Annotated in this window: 18 protein-coding genes; 10 read left to right on the top strand and 8 right to left on the bottom strand. The window is 72.0% G+C overall.

All coding sequences use genetic code 11. The features are described 5' to 3' along the window. Positions 1 to 129: 129 nt before the first annotated feature. The gene (locus Q4A22_RS06600; RefSeq protein WP_303177944.1) at positions 130 to 480 is read right to left on the bottom strand and encodes a rhodanese-like domain-containing protein; all 351 of its coding nucleotides are present in this window, start codon (positions 478 to 480) and stop codon (positions 130 to 132) included. Positions 481 to 605: 125 nt separating this feature from the next. Beyond that, complete coding sequence (locus tag Q4A22_RS06595; protein WP_303177943.1) at positions 606 to 2,099, bottom strand: amino acid permease; 1,494 nt, start codon at positions 2,097 to 2,099, stop codon at positions 606 to 608. A gap of 267 nt (positions 2,100 to 2,366) precedes the next feature. Between Q4A22_RS06595 and Q4A22_RS06590 the strand changes: the two genes are divergently transcribed. The 7 genes from Q4A22_RS06590 (at position 2,367) to Q4A22_RS06560 (ending at position 12,698) form a co-directional block, all read left to right on the top strand. Then, complete coding sequence (locus Q4A22_RS06590) at positions 2,367 to 3,995, top strand: amidohydrolase (protein ID WP_303177942.1); 1,629 nt, start codon at positions 2,367 to 2,369, stop codon at positions 3,993 to 3,995. A 165-nt stretch (positions 3,996 to 4,160) separates the two neighbouring features. Then, complete coding sequence (locus tag Q4A22_RS06585; RefSeq protein ID WP_303177941.1) at positions 4,161 to 5,636, top strand: NAD-dependent succinate-semialdehyde dehydrogenase; 1,476 nt, start codon at positions 4,161 to 4,163, stop codon at positions 5,634 to 5,636. A 68-nt stretch (positions 5,637 to 5,704) separates the two neighbouring features. Beyond that, positions 5,705 to 7,048, top strand: coding sequence for a 4-aminobutyrate--2-oxoglutarate transaminase (gene gabT, locus Q4A22_RS06580; RefSeq protein WP_303177940.1), 1,344 nt, complete (start codon positions 5,705 to 5,707; stop codon positions 7,046 to 7,048). Between the two features lie 216 nt (positions 7,049 to 7,264). Further along, on the top strand, positions 7,265 to 8,752 hold the full coding sequence (locus Q4A22_RS06575) for an amino acid permease (RefSeq protein ID WP_303177939.1): 1,488 nt from the start codon (positions 7,265 to 7,267) through the stop codon (positions 8,750 to 8,752). Between the two features lie 34 nt (positions 8,753 to 8,786). Further along, the gene (locus Q4A22_RS06570; RefSeq protein WP_303177938.1) at positions 8,787 to 10,295 is read left to right on the top strand and encodes an amidase; all 1,509 of its coding nucleotides are present in this window, start codon (positions 8,787 to 8,789) and stop codon (positions 10,293 to 10,295) included. Positions 10,296 to 10,428: 133 nt separating this feature from the next. Continuing rightward, on the top strand, positions 10,429 to 12,063 hold the full coding sequence (pgm, locus tag Q4A22_RS06565) for a phosphoglucomutase (alpha-D-glucose-1,6-bisphosphate-dependent) (RefSeq protein ID WP_303177937.1): 1,635 nt from the start codon (positions 10,429 to 10,431) through the stop codon (positions 12,061 to 12,063). A 239-nt stretch (positions 12,064 to 12,302) separates the two neighbouring features. Continuing rightward, positions 12,303 to 12,698 carry a YrhK family protein gene (locus Q4A22_RS06560; RefSeq protein WP_368410617.1) on the top strand — a complete coding sequence of 132 codons (396 nt, stop codon included), beginning with the start codon at positions 12,303 to 12,305 and terminating at the stop codon, positions 12,696 to 12,698. Between the two features lie 32 nt (positions 12,699 to 12,730). Here the strand turns inward: Q4A22_RS06560 and Q4A22_RS06555 are convergent, their stop codons facing one another. Then, positions 12,731 to 14,269, bottom strand: coding sequence for an LTA synthase family protein (locus Q4A22_RS06555; protein ID WP_303177936.1), 1,539 nt, complete (start codon positions 14,267 to 14,269; stop codon positions 12,731 to 12,733). Between the two features lie 282 nt (positions 14,270 to 14,551). Between Q4A22_RS06555 and Q4A22_RS06550 the strand changes: the two genes are divergently transcribed. Beyond that, positions 14,552 to 15,670 carry a peptidoglycan bridge formation glycyltransferase FemA/FemB family protein gene (locus Q4A22_RS06550; protein ID WP_303177935.1) on the top strand — a complete coding sequence of 373 codons (1,119 nt, stop codon included), beginning with the start codon at positions 14,552 to 14,554 and terminating at the stop codon, positions 15,668 to 15,670. A gap of 13 nt (positions 15,671 to 15,683) precedes the next feature. On the opposite strand, the gene Q4A22_RS06545 is transcribed toward Q4A22_RS06550, so the two are convergent. From Q4A22_RS06545 to Q4A22_RS06535, 3 genes are all read right to left on the bottom strand, one after another. After that, positions 15,684 to 16,463 carry a metal-dependent transcriptional regulator gene (locus tag Q4A22_RS06545; protein WP_303177934.1) on the bottom strand — a complete coding sequence of 260 codons (780 nt, stop codon included), beginning with the start codon at positions 16,461 to 16,463 and terminating at the stop codon, positions 15,684 to 15,686. 21 nt (positions 16,464 to 16,484) lie between these two features. Next, positions 16,485 to 17,678, bottom strand: a complete 1,194-nt coding sequence (locus tag Q4A22_RS06540; RefSeq protein ID WP_303177933.1) for a hypothetical protein — start codon at positions 17,676 to 17,678, stop codon at positions 16,485 to 16,487. Positions 17,679 to 17,859: 181 nt separating this feature from the next. Next, on the bottom strand, positions 17,860 to 18,714 hold the full coding sequence (locus Q4A22_RS06535) for a 3-hydroxyacyl-CoA dehydrogenase (protein ID WP_303177932.1): 855 nt from the start codon (positions 18,712 to 18,714) through the stop codon (positions 17,860 to 17,862). A gap of 181 nt (positions 18,715 to 18,895) precedes the next feature. Between Q4A22_RS06535 and Q4A22_RS06530 the strand changes: the two genes are divergently transcribed. After that, the gene (locus Q4A22_RS06530; protein ID WP_303177931.1) at positions 18,896 to 20,311 is read left to right on the top strand and encodes a uracil-xanthine permease family protein; all 1,416 of its coding nucleotides are present in this window, start codon (positions 18,896 to 18,898) and stop codon (positions 20,309 to 20,311) included. Positions 20,312 to 20,397: 86 nt separating this feature from the next. On the opposite strand, the gene Q4A22_RS06525 is transcribed toward Q4A22_RS06530, so the two are convergent. Together Q4A22_RS06525 and Q4A22_RS06520 are read right to left on the bottom strand one after the other, a co-directional pair. Beyond that, a complete protein-coding gene (locus tag Q4A22_RS06525; protein ID WP_303177930.1) occupies positions 20,398 to 21,459 on the bottom strand; it encodes an enoyl-CoA hydratase/isomerase family protein in 1,062 nt (353 codons plus the stop codon). Further along, positions 21,456 to 22,718 (bottom strand): TDT family transporter, encoded by a 1,263-nt coding sequence (locus tag Q4A22_RS06520; protein ID WP_303177929.1) that lies wholly within the window; start codon positions 22,716 to 22,718, stop codon positions 21,456 to 21,458. The genes Q4A22_RS06525 and Q4A22_RS06520 overlap by 4 nt, the downstream gene beginning before the upstream one ends. Before the next feature lie 72 nt (positions 22,719 to 22,790). Between Q4A22_RS06520 and Q4A22_RS06515 the strand changes: the two genes are divergently transcribed. Further along, positions 22,791 to 23,693: a LysR family transcriptional regulator gene (locus tag Q4A22_RS06515; protein WP_303177928.1), complete on the top strand. Its 903-nt coding sequence runs from the start codon at positions 22,791 to 22,793 to the stop codon at positions 23,691 to 23,693. Positions 23,694 to 23,807: the final 114 nt, after the last annotated feature.

Here is a 23,807-nt window from a genome sequence, read left to right as displayed (position 1 = left end):
GCCCCGCGCCCCCCGGCCCCCGCAGCGGGCCCCCCGCCGTGTAGGGCCCCCCCGGCCCCTGACCGGGGCCCGGCCGGGGGCGTGCCCCGGTATCCGCAGGACCCGGGGCCACGCCTGAGACAGCGGCGTTCACAGGACGCGCGCCGCCTCGCCCGTCTCGGAGACGATGGGCTTGCCGGCGTCCGCCCACGCGCCCATGCCGCCCAGCACGTTCACGGGGTCGTAGCCGTACTGCGCGAGGTACGCGGTGGCGCGCAGGGAGCGGCCGCCGGAGCGGCAGATCACGTACACGTCCTGGTCCAGCGGGACCTCCTCGGAGCGCGCCTCCAGCTGCGACAGCGGCAGGTGCTGGGCGCCCTCGATGTGCCCGGCGTCCCACTCGTCCTGCTCGCGCACGTCCAGCACGGGAGCGCCCTCGGGGATCTCGTCCACGGTGGCGGACGGCAGGTTGTTCACGGTGTCCACGGCGTTCTCCATCATCGCTCGCACGGATTCGTTCGGTGGTCCACCTTAGTGGCAGCGGCCACCTCCGGGGACCGTGCCGGAGCGTGGCGTGGCGCCGCCGCCGGGGCGCCGCGTGCCCGAGCACCCGTGGACGACGCCGCTCAGCGCGCCCCGGTCTGCGGGGTCTCCGCCGCCTGGTCCTCCTCGCCGGAGGTCGTGAGCTCGGGCAGGCCGTTCTTCGCCACGTGCCGCCTGGAGACCTCGTAGCCGATGTTGGTGGCCACGAGGATCAGCACGCCGGCCAGCAGGCTGTAGTACCAGTGCGGGTTGGAGAAGTCGAACATGATGTAGAGGGTCAGCGCCGTGAGGAACACCAGGCACACCCAGTTGGTCACGGGCGCACCGGGCATCTTGAAGTGCACGCCCGGGAGGAGCCCGCGGGAGACCTGGCGGCGGTAGCCCAGGTGGGACACGAAGATCGAGATCCACCCGAAGAGCACGAACACCGAGCAGGCGCTGAGCACCACCTCGAACGCGTCGGACGCCCCCAGGGCGTAGATCAGCACGATGCCCAGCAGGTCGAAGCCGAAGATGCAGACCAGCGCGCCGGAGGGCACACCGCGGTCCGAGACCTTGGACATCACCTCGGGGGCCTGGCCGTGGGCGGCCAGGTTCCGCAGCAGGCGCACGCACGCGTACAGGGTGGCGTTCACGCCGGATACCGCCGCGGTGAGCACCACGAAGTTCATGATGCCCGCGAGCGCCGGGATGTTCAGGGAGGACAGGGCGGTCACGAACGGGGACTGCTCCCCGGAGTACTGGTCCGTGGGCAGCAGCATGGACAGCACCAGGATGGAGCCGATGTAGAAGATGGCGATGCGCAGCACCACGGAGTTGATGGCCTTGGGCATGGACTTCTCCGGGTCCTTGGCCTCACCCGCGGAGACGCCCACGATCTCGATGGCGGAGAAGGAGAACACCACGCCTGTCATCACGACCACGAGCACCAGCACGCCCTGGGGTGCGAAGCCCTGGTTCCACAGGTTGCTCACGGAGGCGGCCGTGGGGGCGTGGAAGATGTCCCCGGCGACCACCAGGACGACACCCGCGGCCAGGAACAGCAGGATGGCGAGCACCTTGACGGCAGCGGCCCACGTCTCGATGAAGCCGTAGAGCTTCACGCTCAGCAGGTTGCAGCCCACGATCACCATGGCGGCCACGAGCGAGGGGATCCACCCCGGGATCTCGGGCCACCAGAACTGCACGTACACGGCGAGCGCGGCGATCTCGCCCACGCCGGCCACGGCGGAGAGCGCCACGTAGATCCACCCGGTCATGAACGCGAACCGGTCCCCCACGAACTCGCGTGCGTAGGACACCCACGCGCCAGTGGTGGGCCGGTGGATCACGAGCTCCCCGAGGGCGCGCATGAGCAGGTACACCACGGTGGAGACCACCAGGTAGGACACGATCAGGGCGGGACCGGCCGCGGCGAGACGCCCGCCGATGCCCAGGAAGAGGCCCACGCCGATGGCGCCGCCGATGCCGATCATCTGGATCTGGAAGTTGCCCAGGGACTTCTTGTACCCCTGGTCCCCCCGCTCCTGGTAGACGGGCATGGGGCCGGTGGCCGGTGCCTTGGGATCGAAGGGCATGAGTTCTCCTGGGGGTGTGGGGGCGTGCTCCCGGGCGCGCACGCCGGGGCGGTCCTGCGGCCTCCGCACGATCCGGAAGCCGCCGCGCCGCCCCACGAGCGTACTGCGCGGGCCCCGGGGGTCTGCGACGCGTGACAGCCGGGGCGGGTGCGGAGACGTCACGCCCCGCGGCACCCGGGGCGCTCCCGGTTTCCCGCCCACGTAGGGTGGTCGGTGACGATTGCCGGGCCGACGCCGCGCCCCCGGCGGATCCCGAGGAGCCCACCCATGCACCGCCTGTTCCACCACGCCACCGTCCACGCCATGAACCCGGCCACCGGCTGGACGCCGCAGGGGCAGTGGCACTCCCGTGACGCGACCCACCCGGACGCGATCCTCACCGCCGGGGACCGGATCCTGGCCGTGGGCGGGTACCGCGAGCTGCGGGCCCTCGCACCCCTGGGCACCGAGCACGTGGACCTCGGCGGCGGGCACGTGCTGCCGGGCATGGGGGACGCCCACATCCACTCGGCCATGTACGCCCGCTCGCTCATCGAGCCGGACATGCGCGCGTGCACGGACCTGGACTCCGCGCTGGCGGTGCTGCGGCCGCACGTGGACAAGGCGCGCAGGGATCCCTCGATCACGTGGATCTTCGGCGGGCAGTGGAACATCAACGCGTGGACCACCCCCGCCCGACCGGACCGCCGCGTGCTGGACGCTGTGGCGCCGGACGTCCCCGTGGCCCTGAGCTCGCTGGACCTGCACACCCTGTGGCTGAACTCCCGGGCGCTGCAGGAGCTCGGCCTGGACCGCACCGTGGCGGACCCGGACGGCGGGGAGTACGAGCGGGACGAGCACGGCGAGCTCACCGGCGTGCTGCGGGAGGCCGCCGCCATCCCCGTGCGGGACGGGCTCATGCAGTCGGACGTGGCCGGGAGCATCGACTCCTACCTGCCCCTGGGACAGCGGGAGCTGCTGCGGCGCGGGATCACATCCGTCCACGACATCGACGGCGTGGACTGCCTCAACGCCTACCGGGCGCTGCGCGAGCGCGGGGAGCTGGACCTGCGGGTGCACAAGATCCTGCGGCAGGAGCAGCTGCCCGACTTCCTCCAGCGCGGGATCCGCACGCACTCCGGGGACGAGTGGATCTCCATGGGCCCACTCAAGCTCTTCGCGGACGGCGCCCTGGGCTCCCACACGTGCCACATGTCCCGGGCGTGGCCGGGGACCGGGGACCACGGCATGGCGGTGATGGAGCCGGAGGAGCTGCGGCACTGGATCCGCACCGCGGCCGCCGCGGGGATCGCCACGGCGGTCCACGCCATCGGGGACCAGGCCGCCACGGAGGCCCTGGACGCCATCGCGGCCAGCCGGGACGTCTCACGGGCCTTCGGGCTGCGGCACCGGATCGAGCACGCGCAGTACCTCAAGCCCGAGGACGTCCCCCGGCTGCGGGAGCTGGGCGTCACGGCCTCCATGCAGCCCATGCACTGCACCACGGACATCCCGCTCAACGGCTTCCTCGCGGACCGGGACCTCGTGGCCTACGGCTGGCGCACCCTCCTGGAGCAGGGCGTGGAGCTGGCCTTCGGCTCGGACGCCCCCGTGGAGGACCCCAACCCGTTCCACGCCCTCCACGCGGCGGTCACCCGCACCCGCGACGGCGCACCCGAGGGCGGGTGGCAGCCCCACGAGCGGATCTCCCGCGCGGAGGCCGTGCACCTGCACACCCACGCGGTGGCCCGGGCCTCCTACGAGGAGAACCTGAAGGGCTGCCTGGCCCCCGGGATGCTCGCGGACTTCGTGAGCGTGGACCGGGACGTCTTCTCGGTGGACACCGAGGCGGTGCGGGACACCGTGGTGGAGGCCACCGTGGTGGGCGCCCGCGTCCGCTACCGCCACGGGGACTGACGCCCGGGCACCCGGGCGGGCCCGGCGGCGTCGTGGGCCGGGCGGCACCAGGTCCCTCCCCGGCGGCCTTGTCCCCGGGGATACGATGGCGCCGGGAGTTGTGTCCCGTGCATCCGAGACCGCACCGCGCAGCGCAGCGCCGGGCGGATCCCAGAAAGGAACCACATGAGCATCCACGACAAGGTCGCCGCCGTTCTCGAGGCAACGCCCACGGGTCTGCTGATCGACGGCGAGTGGCGGGACGCCTCGGACGGCGGCACGTTCGACGTCGAGAACCCCGCCACCGGGGAGGTCCTGGCCACGCTCGCCTCGGCCACCGAGGAGGACTCCCGCGCGGCCATGGACGCCGCCGCGAACGCCCAGGAGTCCTGGGCCCGCACGAGCCCGAGGGAGCGCTCCGAGATCCTGCGCCGCGCCTTCGACCTTGTGCAGGAGCACGCGGAGGACCTGGCCCTGCTCATGACCCTGGAGATGGGCAAGCCGCTGAAGGAGGCCCGCGGCGAGGTGGTCTACGGCGGCGAGTTCCTCCGCTGGTTCTCCGAGGAGGCGGTGCGCCACTACGGCCGCTACGCCCCCACCCCCGAGGGCAACCTGCGGATGTTCGTGTCCCACAAGCCCGTGGGTCCGTGCCTGCTGATCACCCCGTGGAACTTCCCGCTGGCCATGGCCACCCGCAAGGTGGCCCCCGCCGTGGCCGCCGGGTGCACCATGGTCCTCAAGCCCGCGCGCCTGACCCCGCTGACCTCGCAGTTCTTCGCCAAGCTCATGGTCCAGGCCGGCCTGCCCGCCGGCGTGCTCAACGTGGTGTCCTCGAAGTCCGCGGCCAGCGTCTCGGACCCGATCATGGCGGACCCCCGCCTGCGAAAGGTCTCCTTCACCGGGTCCACCCCCGTGGGCAAGCAGCTCATGAAGACCGCCGCGGACCACGTGCTGCGCACCTCCATGGAGCTGGGCGGCAACGGCCCGTTCATCGTGTTCGAGGACGCGGACCTGGACAAGGCCGTGGAGGGTGCCATGGCCGCGAAGATGCGCAACATGGGCGAGGCCTGCACCGCGGCCAACCGCTTCCTGGTGCACGAGTCCGTGGCCGAGGAGTTCTCGCGGAAGTTCGCCGAGAAGCTCGCCGCGCTGAAGCCGGGCAACGGCCTCGAGGAGGACTCCACCGTGGGCCCCATGGTGGAGCGCAAGGCCGTGGAGTCCGTGGCCGAGCTCGTTCAGGACGCCCTGGCCAAGGGCGCCACCGCCGTGGTGGGCGGCAAGCGCGTGGACGGTCCCGGCTACTTCTTCGAGCCCACCCTGCTCACCGGGGTCACCGAGGACTGCCGCGTGTTCCAGGAGGAGATCTTCGGCCCCGTGGCACCGGTGACCACCTTCACGGACGAGGACGACGCCGTGCGCCTGGCCAACCGCACCGAGTACGGCCTGGCCTCCTACGTCTTCACCGAGGACATCTCCCGGGCCCTGCGGATCGGCGAACGCATCGAGTACGGCCTGCTGGGCCTGAACGTGGGCGTGATCTCCAATGCCGCCGCACCCTTCGGCGGGGTCAAGGAGTCCGGCCTGGGCCGCGAGGGCGGCGCCGAGGGCATCGCGGAGTACACCACCGTCCAGTACATGGGCATGCCCTCCCCCTGGGCCTGAGCCCACCCCACACCTCCCGCCCGGGGTGCCGCCGCGCCCCGGGCACAGCACGAAAGGAAGCCCCAGAGATGGCAGAGATCGAGTACCGGCTCCCGCAGAAGCGTGAGCTCGTGACCAGCATTCCCGGCCCCAGGTCCCAGGCGCTCGCGGAACGCCGTGCGCAGACCGTCGCGGCCGGCGTCGCCTCCTCCATGCCCGTCTTCGCGGACGAGCTGGACGGCGGCGTGATCAAGGACGTGGACGGCAACCAGCTGGTGGACCTCGGCTCCGGGATCGCCGTGACCTCCGTGGGCGCCTCCGCCCCCAAGGTGGTGCAGCGGGTCCAGGATGCGGTGGCCAGGTTCACGCACACGTGCTTCATGGTCACCCCGTACGAGGACTACGTGGCCGTGGGCGAGAAGCTCGCCCAGCTGACCCCGGGCTCCTTCGACAAGCGCACGGCGCTGTTCACCTCCGGCTCCGAGGCCGTGGAGAACGCCGTCAAGATCGCGCGCGTGCACACCAAGCGGCAGGCGGTGGTCGTCTTCGACCACGCCTACCACGGGCGCACCAACCTCACCATGGCCATGACCGCCAAGGTGATGCCGTACAAGCAGGGCTTCGGGCCGTTCGCGAACGAGGTCTACCGCGTGCCCATGTCCTACCCCTTCCGCGACCCCGAGGGCATGACGGGCGCCGAGGCCGCGAAGCGCGCCCTGACGCTCGTGGAGAAGCAGGTGGGCGCGGAGAACGTGGCCGCCGTGGTGATCGAGCCCATCCAGGGCGAGGGCGGCTTCATCGTCCCCGCCGAGGGCTTCCTGCCGGCCCTGTCCGCCTGGTGCCGGGACAACGGCGCCGTCTTCGTGGCGGACGAGGTCCAGGCCGGCATCGCCCGCACCGGTGCGTGGTTCGCGTCCGAGCACGAGGACGTGGAGCCGGACCTGGTGGCCTTCGCCAAGGGCGTCGCGGGCGGCATGCCGCTGTCCGGCGTGGTGGGCCGAGCCGAGATCATGGACGCCGTGCACCCCGGTGGCCTGGGTGGCACCTACGGCGGCAACCCCGTGGCTTGCGCCGCCGCGCTGGGCGCGCTGGAGACCATCGAGGAGTGGGGTCTCGTGGAGCGCGCGCGGCAGATCGAGGCGGTCATCCGCGAGGAGCTGGGCTCCGTGGCGGGGTCCTCCCCCGTGGTGGGCGAGCTGCGCGGACGCGGCGCCATGGTCGCACTCGAGTTCGTGAAGCCCGGCACGCACGAGCCCAACCCGGACGCCGCCAAGCAGGTCGCGGCCCGCTGCCTCGAGCAGGGGGTTGCGATCCTCACGTGCGGCACGTTCGGCAACATCGTGCGCCTGCTCCCCCCGCTGGTCATCGACATGGACCTGCTGCGGGACGCCCTCGGCGTGTTCGCCGCGGCCATCCAGGAGCTCGGCGCCTGATCCGCTGAGCCTCCCTCGCGGAGCGCGCCGAACGGGCGGTCACCGGGTTTCCCGGTGGCCGCCCGTGCGCCTTCTCCGCATCTCCCCACGTCATCGGGCATCCGGGACCGGGGCGACGACGCCGCACGGCCCCTCCTGTGGTAGAACTCCCCTGTTCCCCGCGTTTCCCGACCCCTCCGGCACCTCCCCGAGATCCGCCGGGCGAAAGGACAGGCCATGAGCAACGGCAGCCCCTCACGCGGCGCGGCAGTTCCCGCCGGGGCCGGGTCCTCCCCCGCCCCCGCGGCATCCGCCCAGGACGCCCCCGAGGTCGCGCACAAGGCCCTGCGCTCCCGCCACGTCACCATGATCACGCTGGGCGGGATCATCGGCGCGAGTCTGTTCGTGGGCTCCGGGAACGTGATCCGCATGGTGGGTCCGGCCGCGGTGCTGTCCTACCTGCTGGGAGGGCTGCTCGTGTTCCTCGCCATGCGCATGCTCGGAGAGATGGCCGCGGCCCGGCCCGCGGTGGGCTCCTTCATGGAGTACGCGCGCGTGGGGCTCGGCGACTGGGCCGGGTACTTCGTGGGCTGGCTGTACTGGTACTTCTGGGTGGGCGTGATCGCCTTCGAGGCCACCGTGGGCGGGTCGATCCTCAACGGCTGGTTCCCCGGTGTGCCCGTGTGGCTGGGCTCCGTGGTGCTGCTGCTCGTCTTCACGGTCACCAACCTGATCTCCGTGCGCTCGTTCGGGGAGGTGGAGTTCTGGCTCGCGAGCGTCAAGGTCACGGTGATCGTGGTGTTCCTGGGGCTGGGCACGCTCTTCGCCCTGGGGCTGTGGCCCAACGCCTCGTTCTCGGTGCCCAACCTCTGGGAGCACGGCGGATTCGCACCCCAGGGCGGCTGGGCCGTGATCTCGGGTGTGGCCGTGGTGATCTTCTCCTACTTCGGCACCGAGATCGCCGTGATGGCCGCCGCGGAGTCCGAGGACCCCGCCAGGGGCGTCCGGCAGGCCACCGTGACCGTGGTGTGGCGCATCCTGCTGTTCTTCGTGGGCTCGGTGCTGCTGATCGTCACGATCGTGCCGTGGGACCGGCTGCCGGACCCGGACGAGCAGGCGCCGTTCGCGCACGTCTTCAGCCTGTTCGGGCTGCCCGGTGCCGGGCTGGTCATGGACGTGGTGATCTTCACGGCGGTCTGCTCCGTGCTCAACTCCGGCCTGTACTCCGCGGCCCGCATGTTCTCCGCGCTGGCCGGTGAGGGGCTGGCCCCGCGCATCGTGGCACGCCGCTCCCGCAACGGCGTGCCCGTGGTGGCGGTGCTCGCCTCCACCCTGGGCGGGTACGCGGCCGTGATCGTGAACTTCGTGGCCCCGGACTCCGGGATCTTCGACTTCATCATGAACTCCGCGGGACTCGTGGCCCTGTTCGTGTACGTGTTCGTGGCCGTCACGCAGATGAAGCTGCGCTCACGGATGAGCCCCCAGGAGCGGGAGAACCTCACGCTGAAGATGTGGCTGCACCCGTGGCTGGGGATCTTCGTGATCGTGGCCGTGGCGGCCATCGTGGTGGTCATGCTGGTCTCCGGCGACTCCAGCCGCACGCAGGTGTGGACCAGCCTCGTGGCCGTGGCCGTGCTCGCGGTCTTCTGGCCGCTCGTGCGCCGCAACCTGCGACGCCGCGCGGCCACCGGTCCCGCGCGGGCCACCCCCGCCGCCACCTCCTGACCGGCCCCGCCGGGGCACGATCCGAAAGGGACGCATGGAACACTTCCCCACCCTCACCGGGACCGTGGCGGCCCTGCACGCCGGGGAGGTCACCAGCGAGCAGCTCACCCTGCGGGCGCTGGACCGGATCGACGCCCTGAACGAGCACCTCGGGGCGTTCGTGCACGTGGCCCGCGAGGACGCGCTGACCGCCGCCCGTGCCGCGGACGCACGGCGCGAGGACCTGCTGCGACGGGGCGGGACGACCCTGCCCGCCCTGCTGGGTGTTCCCACCGCGCTGAAGGACGGGCACGACGTCGCCGGGATGCCCACCACCTGGGGCTCCCTGACCTCCCTGGACGAGACCGGGAGGGTACCGCCCGCCGAGCGCTCCGACGAGCTCGCGGCCACCCTTCAGGAGAGCGGCGCCGTGGTGCTGGGCAAGACCCAGGTGCCCGAGTTCCTGCTGAACTCCTATTCCGAGAACCGCATGCTTCCGGCCGCCCGGAACCCGTTCGCGCTGGACTGCTCCCCCGGCGGCTCCTCGGGAGGGCAGGCGGCGGCCGTGGCGGCGGGGATCCTCCCCGGGGCCATCGGCTCGGACGGCGGGGGTTCCATCCGCATTCCTGCGGCGGCCTGCGGGCTGATCGGGCTCAAACCCAACCGGGGGCGGGTGCCGAGCAGCGACGCCATGTCGAACATCGGGCAGCTGGCGGTCAACGGTCCCCTCGCCCGCACCGCCGAGGACGCCGCCCTGCTCATGGACGTGCTGTGCCGTACGCCCGGTCACGAGAGAATCCACCGTCCGGTCACCGCCGTTGCGGAACCGTCCTTCCAGGAGTCGGTGCGCCGCGCGCTCGCCGGGGACCCGCCGTGGGATGGGCGCCCGCTGCGGATCGGCGTCAGCACGGCCTCCCCCTTCGACGAGACGCACGAGATCACGGTGTCCCCGGAGGCCCGCGCCGCCCTGGACGCGGGAGTCCGGCAGCTGACGGCCCTCGGCCACACGGTGGAGAATGCGCAGCTCCACTACGACCCCGCCTATCCGGAGGCCTTCTCCCGGCTGTGGACCACCGCCGTGGGTCAGCTGCCCCTGGAGGGGCGGGAGCCGCTGCTGACCGGACTGGCCCGCACGTTCCGCGAGCGCGCCCTGGCCCGTGGCGCCGTGGAGCTCGCGGACGCCTTCGCCGTGCTGCGCGGGATCGAGGCGGACCTGCTCCGTCAGTTCTCCCGCTTCGACATGGTCCTCACCCCCGCCCTGGCCATGCCGCCACGGCCCGTGGGCTGGTTCCACGAGGGCTTCGACATCGCGGATCCCGCCGGTGCGGACCAGGACTACACGCGCCAGTGCCAGTACACGCCGTGGACCTCCGTGGTGAACGTGGCCGGGCTGCCCGCCGTCACGGTGCCCACCACCTGGGTGACTCCCGGCCCGGGGGACTACCCCGGCCCGGTCCCCATGGGCGTGCAGCTGATCGGGGCACCCTCCGCGGAGGCCGCGCTGCTCGCGCTGGCCGCCCAGCTGGACCCGCCCACCACACCGCACGCCCGCCTCGTGGCGTGACGCCCCCGGGCGCGCCGCGAGCGGCACGGAGGGCGACGTGCCCGGTCCGGGCGCCCCGCGGCGGCGTCGTCACACCGGGACCCGCACGCACCGGCGCCTGACGAGGCGGGGGGAACGGGACTAGGTTGGGGCCATGACCAATCGTGCGGGCACCGTTGCCCAACCCAGTGACCTCGTGGACCTCGACCAGCTCCTGGCGGCGTACACCGACCGCGTGCCGGACGTGGCCAACCCGGACCAGCGCGTGGTGTTCGGCACCTCGGGACACCGCGGCTCGTCCCTGAAGACCTCCTTCAACGAGGCGCACATCGCCGCGATCACCCAGGCGATCGTGGAGTACCGCGCCGGGCAGGGGATCACCGGCCCGCTGTTCATGGGCCGGGACACGCACGCGCTGTCCGGGCCCGCGCAGGACACCGCCCTGCGTGTGCTCGCGGCCAACGGCGTGCGCACCCTGCTGGACTCCCGGAACGGCTACACCCCCACCCCGGCGCTGTCCCACGCGATCCTCACGTACAACGCCTCCGAGCCCACGGACCGCGCGGACGGGATCGTGATCACCCCGTCCCACAACCCGCCCACGGACGGCGGCTTCAAGTACAACCCCCCGCACGGCGGCCCCGCGGACACGGACGCCACCGAGTGGATCGCCACCCGTGCGAACGAGCTCATCGCGGCCGGCCTGGACGGGGTGCGGCAGATCGGGCTGGACGAGGCGCGGGCCGCGGAGACCACCGGCACGTTCGACTTCCTGGACAGCTACGTCTCCGCCCTGCCGGAGATCATCGACCTGGACGCCATCAGGGACGCCGGTGTGCACATCGGCGCGGACCCCATGGGCTCGGCGTCCGTGGCGTACTGGGAGGAGATCGCCGGGCGGTTCGGGCTGAACCTGGAGGTGGTGAACCGCACGGTGGACCCGCAGTGGGCGTTCATGACCCTGGACTGGGACGAGAAGATCCGCATGGACTGCTCCTCGCAGTACGCCATGGCCTCGCTGATCGGCAACCGCTCGACGTACGACATCGCCACCGGCAACGACGCCGACAGCGACCGGCACGGCATCGTCACCCCGGACGGCGGGCTGATGAACCCCAACCACTACCTCGCGGTGGCCATCGACTACCTCTACCGCACGCGCGACGGCTGGCGGGCGGACGCGGGAGTGGGCAAGACCCTGGTGTCCTCCTCGATCATCGACCGCGTGGCGCAGTCCCTGGGGCGGCGCCTGGACGAGGTCCCCGTGGGCTTCAAGTGGTTCGTCCCCGGCCTGCTGGACGGCTCGATCGGCTTCGGCGGCGAGGAGTCCGCGGGCGCCTCGTTCCTGCGCAGGGACGGGTCGGTCTGGACCACGGACAAGGACGGCATCATCCTCGCGCTGCTGGCGGCGGAGATCACCGCCACCACGGGCAAGACCCCGTCCCAGCGGTACCGGGAGCTCACCGAGCAGTTCGGGGGCCCCGTGTACGAGCGCATCGACGCCCCCGCGAACCGCGAGCAGAAGGCCGCCCTGAAGAAGCTCTCCGCGGACCAGGTCACGGCGGACACGCTGGCCGGTGAGCCCATCACCGCCAAGCTCACCGAGGCCCCCGGCAACGGCGCCCCCGTGGGCGGGCTGAAGGTCACCACCGAGAACGCGTGGTTCGCCGCGCGCCCCTCCGGCACCGAGGACGTCTACAAGATCTACGCCGAGTCCTTCAAGGGTGCGGAGCACCTCAAGCAGGTCCAGCGCGAGGCCAAGGCGCTCGTGGACTCGGTCATCGGCTGACGCACCTGCCCCGCCGCCACCGTCCGCGGGGGGCTCGAGAGTGCGGGGGTCGCCGTGCGGCGCGGGTTCGTCCCGTCCCATGCGGCGGCCCCCTTCCGTGTGCACGGGACACGACGGCACGGTGCTGAGCGCCCAGGGCTTTCGGTAGCCTGAACGGCCGGTGGGAGACACTGCGCGTGCATCCCGCCGGCCTGTCCGCGCCGTCCAGGCACAACCGCCCGCTCCACGAAAGGACCCCCGTGTCCCCCTCGCCCCACGTTCCCGCCGACACCCACCACGGCCCCGCCGATCCGACCGAGGCCGGTGGGACCTCCCCCGCCTCCCGCGGACCCGGGAACCCCTCCGGAGCCCGGAGCCGTGCCGACCGGCCCGTGGAGGTGCACGCCGGACACCACGAGCTGATCATCCGGGGGCGCTACGAGACGCTCTCGATCGCCAACGACATCCTGATCGGGCTGATCTTCCTGGCCGGCTCGTTCCTCTTCTTCCACGAGGACACCGTGTACGCGGGCACGTGGCTCTTCGTGGTGGGCAGTGCGCTCATGCTCGTGCGCCCGAGCATCCGCATCACCCGCCGCGTGCACCTGCAGCGCCTGTCCCCGAACCGCGCACCCGAGGCCTCGCACGACTTCTGAGCGCCCACGACGCCGCCGCGGTCAGTTCCCGCTCAGCTGCCGGTGGCGGACGGGCCCCACGCGCGGGAGTAGAACCGCGGCGAGAGGGAGTTGAGCAGCTCGCTGTAGGCCCCCGGATCCAGTGACTGGGCCGCCCCCTCGGGAAGGTCCGGACGGCGGACGGAGACGCCCAGCCCCGCGCGGCCGTCGGCCACGGGCAGACCGGCGGCCTCGAGCAGGGTGGGGTACATGTCCAGCTGGTTGGAGTCGCCGCGCACCGGGGTGCGGCCCGTCTCGCCCGGGATCCAGATGCGGTTGAAGATGGAACGGTCCGGGTTGTCGTCCAGCTGCTCGTGGAAGGCGTCCCCGGCGCTCATGTGCTTGAGGTGGTCGCCCATGACCACCACCGAGGTGTCCTCCAGGTAGCCCCGGTCCTTCATGTGCTGCACGAAACCGGCCACCTGGGTCATGGAGCACGCGAAGACGGAGGTGACCTCGTTCCGGGTGTCCACGTGGCACGAGTCGTAGACGTGCACGGGTTCATGGGTGTCCAGCGTGAGCATGGACAGGTTGAACGGCTGCCCGGTGCGCTCGGCGTCCGCGTGCAGGCGGTCCACCTCGTCCTCGGCGTGGGCCATCAGGCGCTCGTCGCTCAGCCCCCAGTCCCCGCGGAAGTTCTTCGGGTCCTCACCGGCGGCCCGCCAGTCCTGCAGCCCCTTGTCCTCGGTGTAGCCGTGGGTGCGCAGGAACACGTCCTTGGCGGCGAAGGAGGAGTTGGCCCCGCCCAGGAAGACGTTCTTGTACCCCTGCTCCCGCAGCACGTCCCCGAAGCACGTGACACCGCCCAGGTACTCGCCCATGCCGCCGCCGATGTCGTTCTCGGCGCCCGCGGCGCCGGAACCCTTCAGGGGGATGCCGCACTGCGTGGAGACGATCCCCGCCATGGTCCACCCGCCGCCCTGGTACTGCTGGAGGTCGTCCACGCTGCGCCACCCCTCGGAGGCGGGGGTGACCTGCTCCAGGGGCGCGAAGGCGTTTTTCTCGAAGAGCTGGTCGTCCGCGAGGGTCTGCTCACCGGACTCCAGGTAGATCACCACGACGTTCCGCCTGTCCGCGGTGCTGGTGGGGGTCGGGTCCGCGTAGTAGTCGCCGATGTCCGAGGTGGACCTCGCCGCCTTCACGTACTGCTTGAGCCCCACGGCGGAGGCGAAGGTGGCCGAGCCGCTGACGACCACCGCGGCCACGGCGAGGGCCGAGACCGAACGGGCAACCGCGCGGGAGCGCCGGGAGAGGCGCCACGTCGGGGAGCGGCGCCGCCAGACGTGCAGGCCCGCGGCGAGCGCCCCGGTGACCAGGACGGGCAGCACGCCGATGGCGAGGACCGCCACCCACACGATGGAACCGCCTCCGCCGTCCGTCTGCACGGAGACCAGGTTCAGCTTCATCTGCCCCACGGAGATCGGCCCCCAGTAGTGCCGGATCACCGCCGCTGCCGCGAGCAGGACCAGCCCGGCCCACACCAGCAGGCAGCTCGCACTCCTGGTCAGCAGCAGTGCGAACCGACGGATTGCGCGCGCAGTCTGCCCGGACATCGCTCACCTCGTGTTTCGTCTCAGGGAGTGGGACCGGCGGGCGCCGTCGGTTCCCGCGGGGCTCGTGGCCGCCTCGGAACGCGGGACGCAACGTGCCGTTCACCCGTTGTTCAAGGGTAGGACATTCCCCGGACACCACCGCTCCCGGCGAGAGCAGGAAGAGCCGCACCACAGGGGCACTCGCCCTCCCGCCAGCACCGGGAATGCGGCTAGTGTGAGTCCCACGCGCGCCGCGACCACCGCTGCTCCCGGCGCATCTGACCTAGGACACGATTCCCCCACATGATCCGACCGGCCACCCCCGCCGCCGCCCCCCTCCCCGGCTCAGCCTCTTCACCCCTCCTGGGACCGGCGAGCATCCTGCAGTCCGCCGCGTGGCAGGAGTTCCAGAGAAGCCTCGGACGCACCGTGCTCAGACGGGACGGCGCGGGCTGGCAGGCTCTCGTGGTCGAGGAGCGCACCGCCGTGGGCCCGATCTGGTACGCGCCGTACGGCCCGGTGCTGGAGCACCCGTCCGCGCTTCCAGAGGCGCTGTCCTCCCTCGGCTCGGCGGCCCGGGAGCACGGGATCTCCTGGTTGCGCGTGGAGCCGCAGTGCCCACCGCGGCTCGGCGCCACGTTCTCGGACACCGTGCGGCGGCAGAACGCCACCGCGGCGTCCCTGTCCGCCGGACTGCGATCCCTCGGCGCGCGGTCCGCACCGCGGGACATCCAGCCGGCCTTCACACGCTGGGTGGATCTCACGCGTCCCCCGGAGGAGATCCTCAAGGCCATGACGGGCACCAACCGCAACCTGTGGCGGCGGCACCGGGACAAGGGCATCACCATCGCCTCCTCGCACCGCGCGGACGCCGCGGAGTCCGTGGTGGAGCTGCTGCACCGCACCGCGGGCCGCAACGGCTTCACGGCCCACTCCGGCGACTACCTGCGCGCCGCCGCCCGGGCTCTGGGTCCCACCGAGAACTGCACCGCGTACACGAGCACGGTGGACGGCACCGTGGTCAGTGCCCTGCTCACCTACGACTCCCCCACCACGCGCATCTTCGCGCACTCCGGCATGGATGCGGCTGTGCGCAAGCTGCGCCCCAACCAGCCGCTGATCGCGCAGGCCATGCTCGACGCCGCCGAGCGGGGCCTCGCCGTGGCGGACCTCTTCGGCATCGCCCCTCCCAACGAGCCCGAGCACCCCTGGACCGGGTTCAGCGCGTTCAAGCGCTCCTTCGGAGGTGCGGACGTGGCCCTGGGCGGCACGTGGGACGTGCCGGTCTCCCTGCCGCGCTACAACGCGTACCGGGCGCTGCGCACCGCGCGGGACACCGCGTCCACCGCACGGTCACGGGTCCGCACGGTCGTCCAGGAGAGGGTGCGCGCCGCGCGCGGCGGCACGGCGCAGCAGAACTGACACCGCCCCGCTCTCACGTGGCGCGGGCCACGCGGTGCACCCGCACGGCCTCCGCCACCAGGATGTTCAGCTCCACACCGTCCTCGGCCGGTTCCCGGTGCCTGCGGCCGGGCACGGCGGGCTCTCGCCCGGGTGAGTCCCGCGAGGGCTCTTCCGCGCCGGGGGGCGACGCGGCGTCGTCGGCCTCCGGACGCACCCGCACCGCGCCGCGAGCACGGGAGTTCGGCAGCACCCGGAGCAGCGACCCCGGCCCAATGCCGTACCGCCCGAGCAGCCGCAGGGTCTCCGGATCAGCGTCGGAGACACGGGTCACCCGCACCAGCGAGGGCGCCGGGACATCCGTGAGGGGAAGCGCATCCGGAGGGGTGATCGTCCCGTTGGGGGACGGGATCACGTCCCCGTGGGGATCCGTGCCGGGGTGGCCGAGCTTGGCGTCGAGGCTGTCGATGAACCGGTCCGTGACGGCGTGCTCCAGCACCTCGGCCTCGTCGTGGACCTCGTCCCACGGGTAGCCGAGCTCGGTGGCCAGGAACATCTCCAGGAGCCGGTGACGGCGGACCATGTGCACGGCCGCGTCCCGGCCCTGCGCGGTGAGCTCCACCACCCCGTAGGCCGGGCGGGACACCAGGCCCTGTGCGGTCAGCTTCTTCAGCGCCTCGGACACCGTGGACGGCGCGAGGCCCATGCGGGCGGCGAGGGACGTGGTCGTGACCCGCTCCGGCTCCCACTCGCCCAGGCGCCAGATGGTCTTGAGGTAGTCCTGGGTGGAGGACGTGAGCTCGGCGGGGTGCACGGGTTCAGGGTAGCGGGGGTGTCAGGCGCGCGGGGTGGACTGGGCGGCGTCGTGGGCCGTGCCACCGGCGGCGCCGCGGTCCCACGGGGCGCCGTGGTCCTGCGGGGCGCCGCCGCGGCGGAGGCCGACGTACTCGTCGCGGACCTCCAGGCCCTGGCGGACCTCCGCGAGCGCGGGCTCCAGGAACGTGGTGCGGTAGGTGGGGTCGGTGCCGATGCTCACGATGAAGTTCAGGGCGCTGAACGCGGCCAGCACCATGCACACCTGCACGAGCGGCAGGGACACGGGCAGTCCGGAGAGCACCCCGGTGAACTCGGCGGGCGGACTGCCGATCCACTGGGTCGCGGTGACCTTGGAGACGGACAGCACCCCGAAGACCACGTAGAACACGAAGACCACCACGCCCAGCAGCAGCACCTGGATCAGGCTGATCAGCACGCACATGGTGGTGATGTTCGCGCGCTCCGGGGGGCTCAGGTCGGGCCCGCCGCCGTGGACGTCGTAGCTGCGGACGATCCGCGCGATCTCGTCCCGGGCGTTGAGGATGGCCAGGGCGACGCCCAGCGCCCCCATGACTCCCACGATCACCCAGGTGCGGGCCATGGACAGCTGGGCCACCACCTGCCAGATCTCCGCGTTGAAGAAGGAGAACAGCAGCGCGAGCATCAGGATGGGCAGCACCCGGCCCACCATGGACCCCACGTGGTTCATCTCCCGCGCCGCACGCCGGGAGGCCCACGCGAGCACCGAGCCCACACCCCCGTAGGTGGCCAGGAGGATCACCGCCAGGATGAGCAGGACGTCCACGACGCTGAGCTCCAGCCCACTGACCGGCAGCCACGGGAGAACGAGCAGCGCCACCACGACCACCACACCGACCACCGATGCCACCCGGCTGCTCACGTGCCGCAGGATCACCCGCAGCAGCCACCACCCCACGGGGAAGCACACCATGATCAGCAGCCCCGTGCCGGCCGCCACCGCCTGGTCCTGGCTCAGGCCCGCGAGCTCGTCCTCCGTGACGTCCTCCACGCCCCGGCCGAACTGGATCAGCCCCACCAGCAGGATGAGCACCCCGAAGAGCGCGGGGGCGCTGCGGGGGACCACTCCCTGGAACCGGTCGCGGGGTTCCAGCACCAGGGGCAGGCCCCGCTGCAGCAGGTCGTCGCGGAGGGCCTGGATCCGCCGCGTGCGGCGCCGTGGGTGGTTGGGCATGGGTTCATCTTCCCCCAGGGACGCACCCCGCGGCCATCGGGACTGGGAGGTGGCGGCGTGGGGGCGATACGCCTGGCAGGCGCCTGCAACAACGGAGCAGGTGCCACATCCGCCGCTGAAATCCGCATCTGCTCAGTTTTTGCGGCAAACCCCGGGCCGGGCGCCCCGCCGCATCCCCCCCTCACTCGTACGTGTAGAAGCCCCTCCCCGTGTCCCGGCCCATGTAGCCCCTGTCGATGTACTCGGCCTTGACCCGCTCGGCCACCCGCGTCGCCTCCGGGGTTCCCGCGTTGAGGTTGACCTGGTAGAAGGTCTCCATGCCCACGTGGTCCAGGATCTGGAAGGGGCCCAGGGGCGAGCCGGTGGCGGTGCGCCAGGTCCTGTCGATCTCCTCGGTCTGGGCGATGTCGTTGACCCACAGGTGTGCGGCGGCGCTGAGGAACGGGACCAGGAGGGTGTTGAGGATGTACCCGGCCTGCTCCTTCTTCACGTGGACGGGCACCATGCCGATCTCCGCCGCGAACGCCAGCACGGCCGCCACCGCGGCGGGGTCCGTGCCCGCGTGGCCCATGACCTCGCCAGTGTTGTTGCGCCACACCTCGTTGGCGAAGTGCAGGGCCAGGAACCGTTCCGGGTGGCCCGTGGCCCCGGCGATGTCGCTGGGCAGCAGCGTGGACGAGTTGGTGCACAGCAGGGCGGACGACGGCGCCGCCGCACCGATCTGCGCCCACACCTTCTTCTTCAGCTCCAGGTTCTCCGGAACGGCCTCGATCACGATGTCCGCGTCCGTGAGTGCTGCTGCCAGGTCCGTGGTGGCGCTCAGCCGAGCCACGGCCTGCTCCAGCTGCTGCGGGGTGGCCGCCATGTCCCGGGCGTAGAAACCGGAGAGCCGTTCCCACTTGGCGGGCAGCCTGGCGATGATCTCGTCGCTGATGTCGTAGACGGTGACGGTCCTGCCGAAGTACGCGGCCTGGAACGCGATCTGCGATCCGAGCACCCCGGATCCGACGACGGTCACTCTGCTCAGTTCAGCCATGATGTGTTCCCACTCCCCTGCGAGTCCGGAGACCACGGGCGTGGCCCCCGGAACGCAGGTTACTCGTCCGTAGCAGTGCTTCAAGCCCCGGGAGGGAGAACGACCACGGGTCCTCGGAAGGGCCCGGCGCACTAGAATTCCGGGGGCGGCACCTCCGGGTCGCCCAGGACAAGGAGCACCCATGAGCACCCCGGTTTCCCCTTCACACACCCCGCCACCAGGTGGGAAGCAGCAGGATCCCCACGCCGGGAACCGGCGCGGCGGCGTCGTCGAACGGCTGGGCCTGGACTGGCGGCTGCACGGGGACGGCCGGCACGTGGCGCCCGGGGACGTGGTGACGCCGCGCGAGCGCCTGGCGTGGCCGCGGACCATCTCGATCGGCGCGCAGCACGTGGTGGCCATGTTCGGCGCCACGTTCCTGGTGCCCCTGCTCACGGGCTTCCCGCCGGCCACCACCCTGTTCTTCTCCGGGATCGGCACCATCCTGTTCCTGGTGCTCACGGCCGGGAGGGTGCCGAGCTACCTGGGGTCCTCGTTCGCGTTCATTGCGCCCATCACCGCCTCCGTGAGCCAGTACGGGCCCGGGGGCGCGCTGGGCGGGGTGGTGATGGCGGGTGCCGCGCTGTTCCTGATCGGCGTCGTCGTGCAGGTGGCGGGCACGGGATGGCTGCAGACGCTCATGCCGCCCGCGGTGACCGGCACCATCGTGGCGCTGATCGGGTTCAACCTGGCGCCCTCCGCCAAGGAGAACTTCACGGCCGCGCCCGTCACCGCGCTGGTGACCCTGGGCTCCATCGTGCTGGTCTCGGTGCTGTTCCGCGGGATCCTGGGGCGGCTGTCCATCCTGCTGGGCGTGGTGATCGGCTACCTCACCGCCGTGGTGCGCGGGGAGGTGGACTTCACCAGCATCCGCGCGGCGTGGGAGCAGCAGGGGCTGTTCGGGCTGCCGCAGTTCCACACCCCCGAGTTCCACCTGAGCCTGGCCGGGCTGTTCATCCCCGTGATCCTGGTGCTCGTGGCGGAGAACATCGGGCACGTGAAGTCCGTGGCCCTGATGACCGGCGACGACCTGGACCCCTACACCGGCCGCGCCATCATGTCCGACGGGCTGGCCACCATGATCGCCGGCTCCGGCGGCGGCTCCGGCACCACCACGTACGCGGAGAACATCGGCGTCATGGCCGCCACCCGCGTCTACTCCACCGCGGCGTACTGGGTGGCGGCGCTCGTGGCCGTGCTGCTGAGCGTGACCCCGGTCTTCGGGGCCGCCGTGGCCACCGTCCCCCAGGGCGTCCTGGGCGGGGCGGCCACCGTGCTCTACGGCATGATCGGCATGCTGGGCGTGCGCATCTGGGTGCAGAACCGCGTGGACTTCTCCAACCCGGTCAACCTCACCACCGCCGCGATCGCCATGATCGTGGGCATCGGCAACTACACGTGGTCCTTCGCCGGGCTGGACTTCGCGGGCATCGCCCTGGGCACCGCCGCCACCCTGGTGGTCTACCACCTCATGGCCACCATTGCGCGCGCCCGCGGCTCGGTGGGCTCGGACCCGCTGGACCCGGACACCTCCCAGAGCCCCTCACCCCTGGGCTGACCCGGCGCCCCTTCCGGACGACGACGACGCCCCGCACACCTTCTCGTGTGCGGGGCGTCGGCACTCCCGGGCGGAGGGGGTCCGTGTCAGACCCGGATGGGCAGCTCGGACTTCTGGTCCGCCACGGCGCGGATGCGGTCCTGGTCCACCTCCGCCACGGTCTCCGGGTCCCAGTGCGGATCCTTGTCCTTGTCCACCATCACTGCGCGCACGCCCTCGATGAAGTCGTGGCCCACGGCGGTGTCCTCCGCCATGCGCAGCTCGCGCTCCAGGCAGGACACCACGTCGTCGTCCTCCGCGCCCCTGTCCAGCAGCTCGAAGACGCGCGCCAGGGACGTGGGGCTCATGCCCTCCAGCTCGGATCCGGCGGACTCCATGACCTGCTCCAGGGTGTTCCCGGAGTAGGTCGCCACGATCTCGTCCCAGCGGCCCAGCACCTCGGACTCGGGGGCCTCCCGGGCGAAGCGCTGCACCGCGGCGTCCACCCCGTCCGCGAGAACGGCGTCCACGAACGCGTCCGCGTCCGACGAGTCGATGTACGTGTCCGCCAGGCCCAGGGCGATGGCGTCCGCACCGGTGATCCGCACCCCACCCAGCCCGAGGTACCGGGCGACGGCGAGGGACTCACGCCGCGCGGCGTCGTCGTCGATGCCGGCCCCGGCACCGCGGGTGACGCGCGGCAGGAAGAAGCTGGCCCCCACGTCCGTGAAGAACCCGATGGCCGTCTCCGGCATGGCCAGCTGCGTGGTCTCCGTGACGACCCGGTGGGAGCCGTGGACCGAGAGGCCCATGCCACCGCCCATCACGATGCCGTTCATCATGGCCACGTACGGCTTGGGGTAGCGGGCGATGATCGCGTTCATGGAGTACTCGGTGCCGAACGCGTCCCGGATCTCGTCCTCGTGACCCGCCAGCGCCGCGGTCCGCACCTCCTTGATGTCCCCGCCCGCGCACAGCGCCTTGGGCAGGTCGGAGCGCAGGACCACCTCAGTGATCGCGGGATCGTCCCGCCACATCTGCAGGGCGTTCACGAGCTGGTGGTACATGCTCCGGTTCAGCGCGTTCAGCGCCTTGTCACGGGTGAGGGTCAGCAGCCCGGTGTGGCCCTGGATCTCGGCCCGGACGAACGATTCTTCAGTAGCCTTCATGACTCCCATGCTAGCCAGCGGGCGGGGTGGGAGGCGTGAGCACGCACGGATCGGGCCGTGGCGACGGCGCAGAGGGTCCAGGTGCCGAGCAGGACCAGGCACACGGCGTCGGACGCCAGACCGAACGCGCGGACCCTCGTGCCGCTCTCCAGACCGTGCAGCCCCAGGCACACGGTGCCGATGGGGAACGTGAGCGCCCACCAGCCCGGCGAGTAGGCCATGCCGCCGCGGAAGCCGCGCACCGTCATGGCCGTGGCCCACACTGCCAGGGGGATGCCGCACGAGAGCACGACGACGCCGTAGCCGTTGGCCACCTGGGTGAGCGTCCCGGCGTCCTCCGGGAGCACGAAGCGCTGGGCCTGGACGGCGAGCACCTGGGCCGCGGCGGTGGACTGGCCCACCACGCCCAGGGGAATCCACGCGCTGGTGGCGGCCGCCAGCGGCAGCGGGGCCACGCGCCAGTGGTGGTGGTAGGCCACCGTGAAGACCACGAGCCCCAGCACGAGGGCGAGGAAGAAGCACGCGACCGCCGCGATCTCGAGGAGCAGCTGGTCGTGGCGGGTGGTCAGGTGGGGCACCAGGGCGGCGCCAGTGGTGGCGGAGACCATGGGCGGCACGATGGGCAGGCCCCACGTGGTGGTGGGTGAGCCCACCTCCCGGCCGATCAGCCGGGTGGCGAAGCCGAGGGCCGTCAGCACGCCCAGCACGGTGCCCACGCTCCACAGCACGCCGTCCACGGCCCACGCCGCGGATGCCAGCGCGGGCCAGTGGGCGGGAACCACGGTGGCGGTTGCCGAGCCCAGGGAGAGGATGCCCATGGACACCATGCCCCACGTGGCCAGCACGGGGAGGTCGCGGATGGTGTCCGCCAGCACACCGGGGCGGCGCACGATCCGCAGGGCGAAGGCCGTGGTCAGGCCCAGGAATGTGCACCAGGCGACCAGCAGCAGAGCCACCGCAAGCGTTGTGCCACCGGGAAGGTCCTCCCCGAGGGTCTGCACGAGAGTGGCCAGGATGCCCGTGCCCATGAGGGAGCCGTACCACTGCGGACCCGGCGGGGGCAGCGGCGCGGAGCTGGGGCGTGCGGGCTGCCGCGCGCCCGCTGCTCCCCCGGTGGGGACGGTGGCGGCACGGTTTCCGGGGGCTCCGGCCGCGCGGTCTGACAGACCCACGGCCGCGTGGGTTGCCCGGTCGTGGAGGGTGACGGCGGGTTCTGCGGTGCGGTCCGGTTCCGGCAGTGGCGCGGCAGTGTGGCTCATGGATCCAGGGTCTCGCTCGTCATCTCCCCGCCGGTAGCCCGTGGTTTCACATGCTGGGTATATCTTGCGGATATGTCTCACTGGCCCGACCTCGCCGCGCTCGAGCTGCTCGTGGCCGTGGCGGACCACGGCAGCCTGGCCGCCGGCGCCCGCGCGGTGGAGATGGCGCAACCCAACGCCAGCCGGTCCGTGGCCCGGCTGGAGCGTTCCCTGGGCGCGCCTCTCCTGCAACGCTCCACCCGCGGCTCCACCCTCACCCCGGCCGGACTGCTCGTCACGGACTGGGCACGGTCGGTGGTCACGGCCGCACGTCGGCTCGTCGACGGCGCCGCCCTCCTCGGACAGGACGCGTCCGGAACACTGTCCCTGCGGGTCTCCGCAAGCCAGACCGTGGCCGAGCACCTGCTCCCCCGGTGGCTCGCAGGACTCCGTTCCGTCTTCCCGGACTCCCGGGTGCAGGTGACCGTGCATAACTCCCACGAGGTGGTGCAGGACATCCTGCACGGCGCCGCGGACGTGGGCTTCGTCGAGAGCCCGAAACCTCCGTCCGGGGTGCACCGCGCGGTGGTGGCCCGGGACGAGCTGGTGCTCGTGGTCCACCCGCAGCATCCGTGGGCCTCCCGGCAGGATCCCGTGAGCACAGCCGAGCTCGCGGCCACCCAGCTCATCACCCGTGAGGCCGGGTCCGGGACTCGCATGGCGCTGGACGATGCCCTGGGCCGACCCGCGCAGTCGCTGCTGGAGATGCCCAGCAACGCCGCAGTGCGGGTCAGCGTGCAGGCGGGGTCCGCCCCAGCAGTGCTCAGCCGGCTCGCGGTGGACGACGCCCTGGCCGCCGGAACCCTGGTGAGGGTCCCCACCGTTCTGGACCTGCGCCGCGAGCTGCACGCCGTGTGGCACGGCCCCCGCAGAACGCAGGGCCTCGCGGCGGAACTCATGACGGAGGCGCAGCGGACGGGCAGCGGTCCGGGCTAGGGGCACGAGGCCGGGCACGTCCGCCCCTCTGCCACGCGTCAGGAGAGGTTCTCACCGCAGACCAGGACAAAACCCGGTCAGAACCCCCTCCTCACCCACGGACCGAGGACTGCC

The sequence above is a fragment of the Kocuria sp. genome, from assembly GCF_030530945.1.
Taxonomy (GTDB): Bacteria; Actinomycetota; Actinomycetes; order Actinomycetales; family Micrococcaceae; genus Kocuria.
This window is presented reverse-complemented; position numbering and strand designations above follow the sequence as displayed.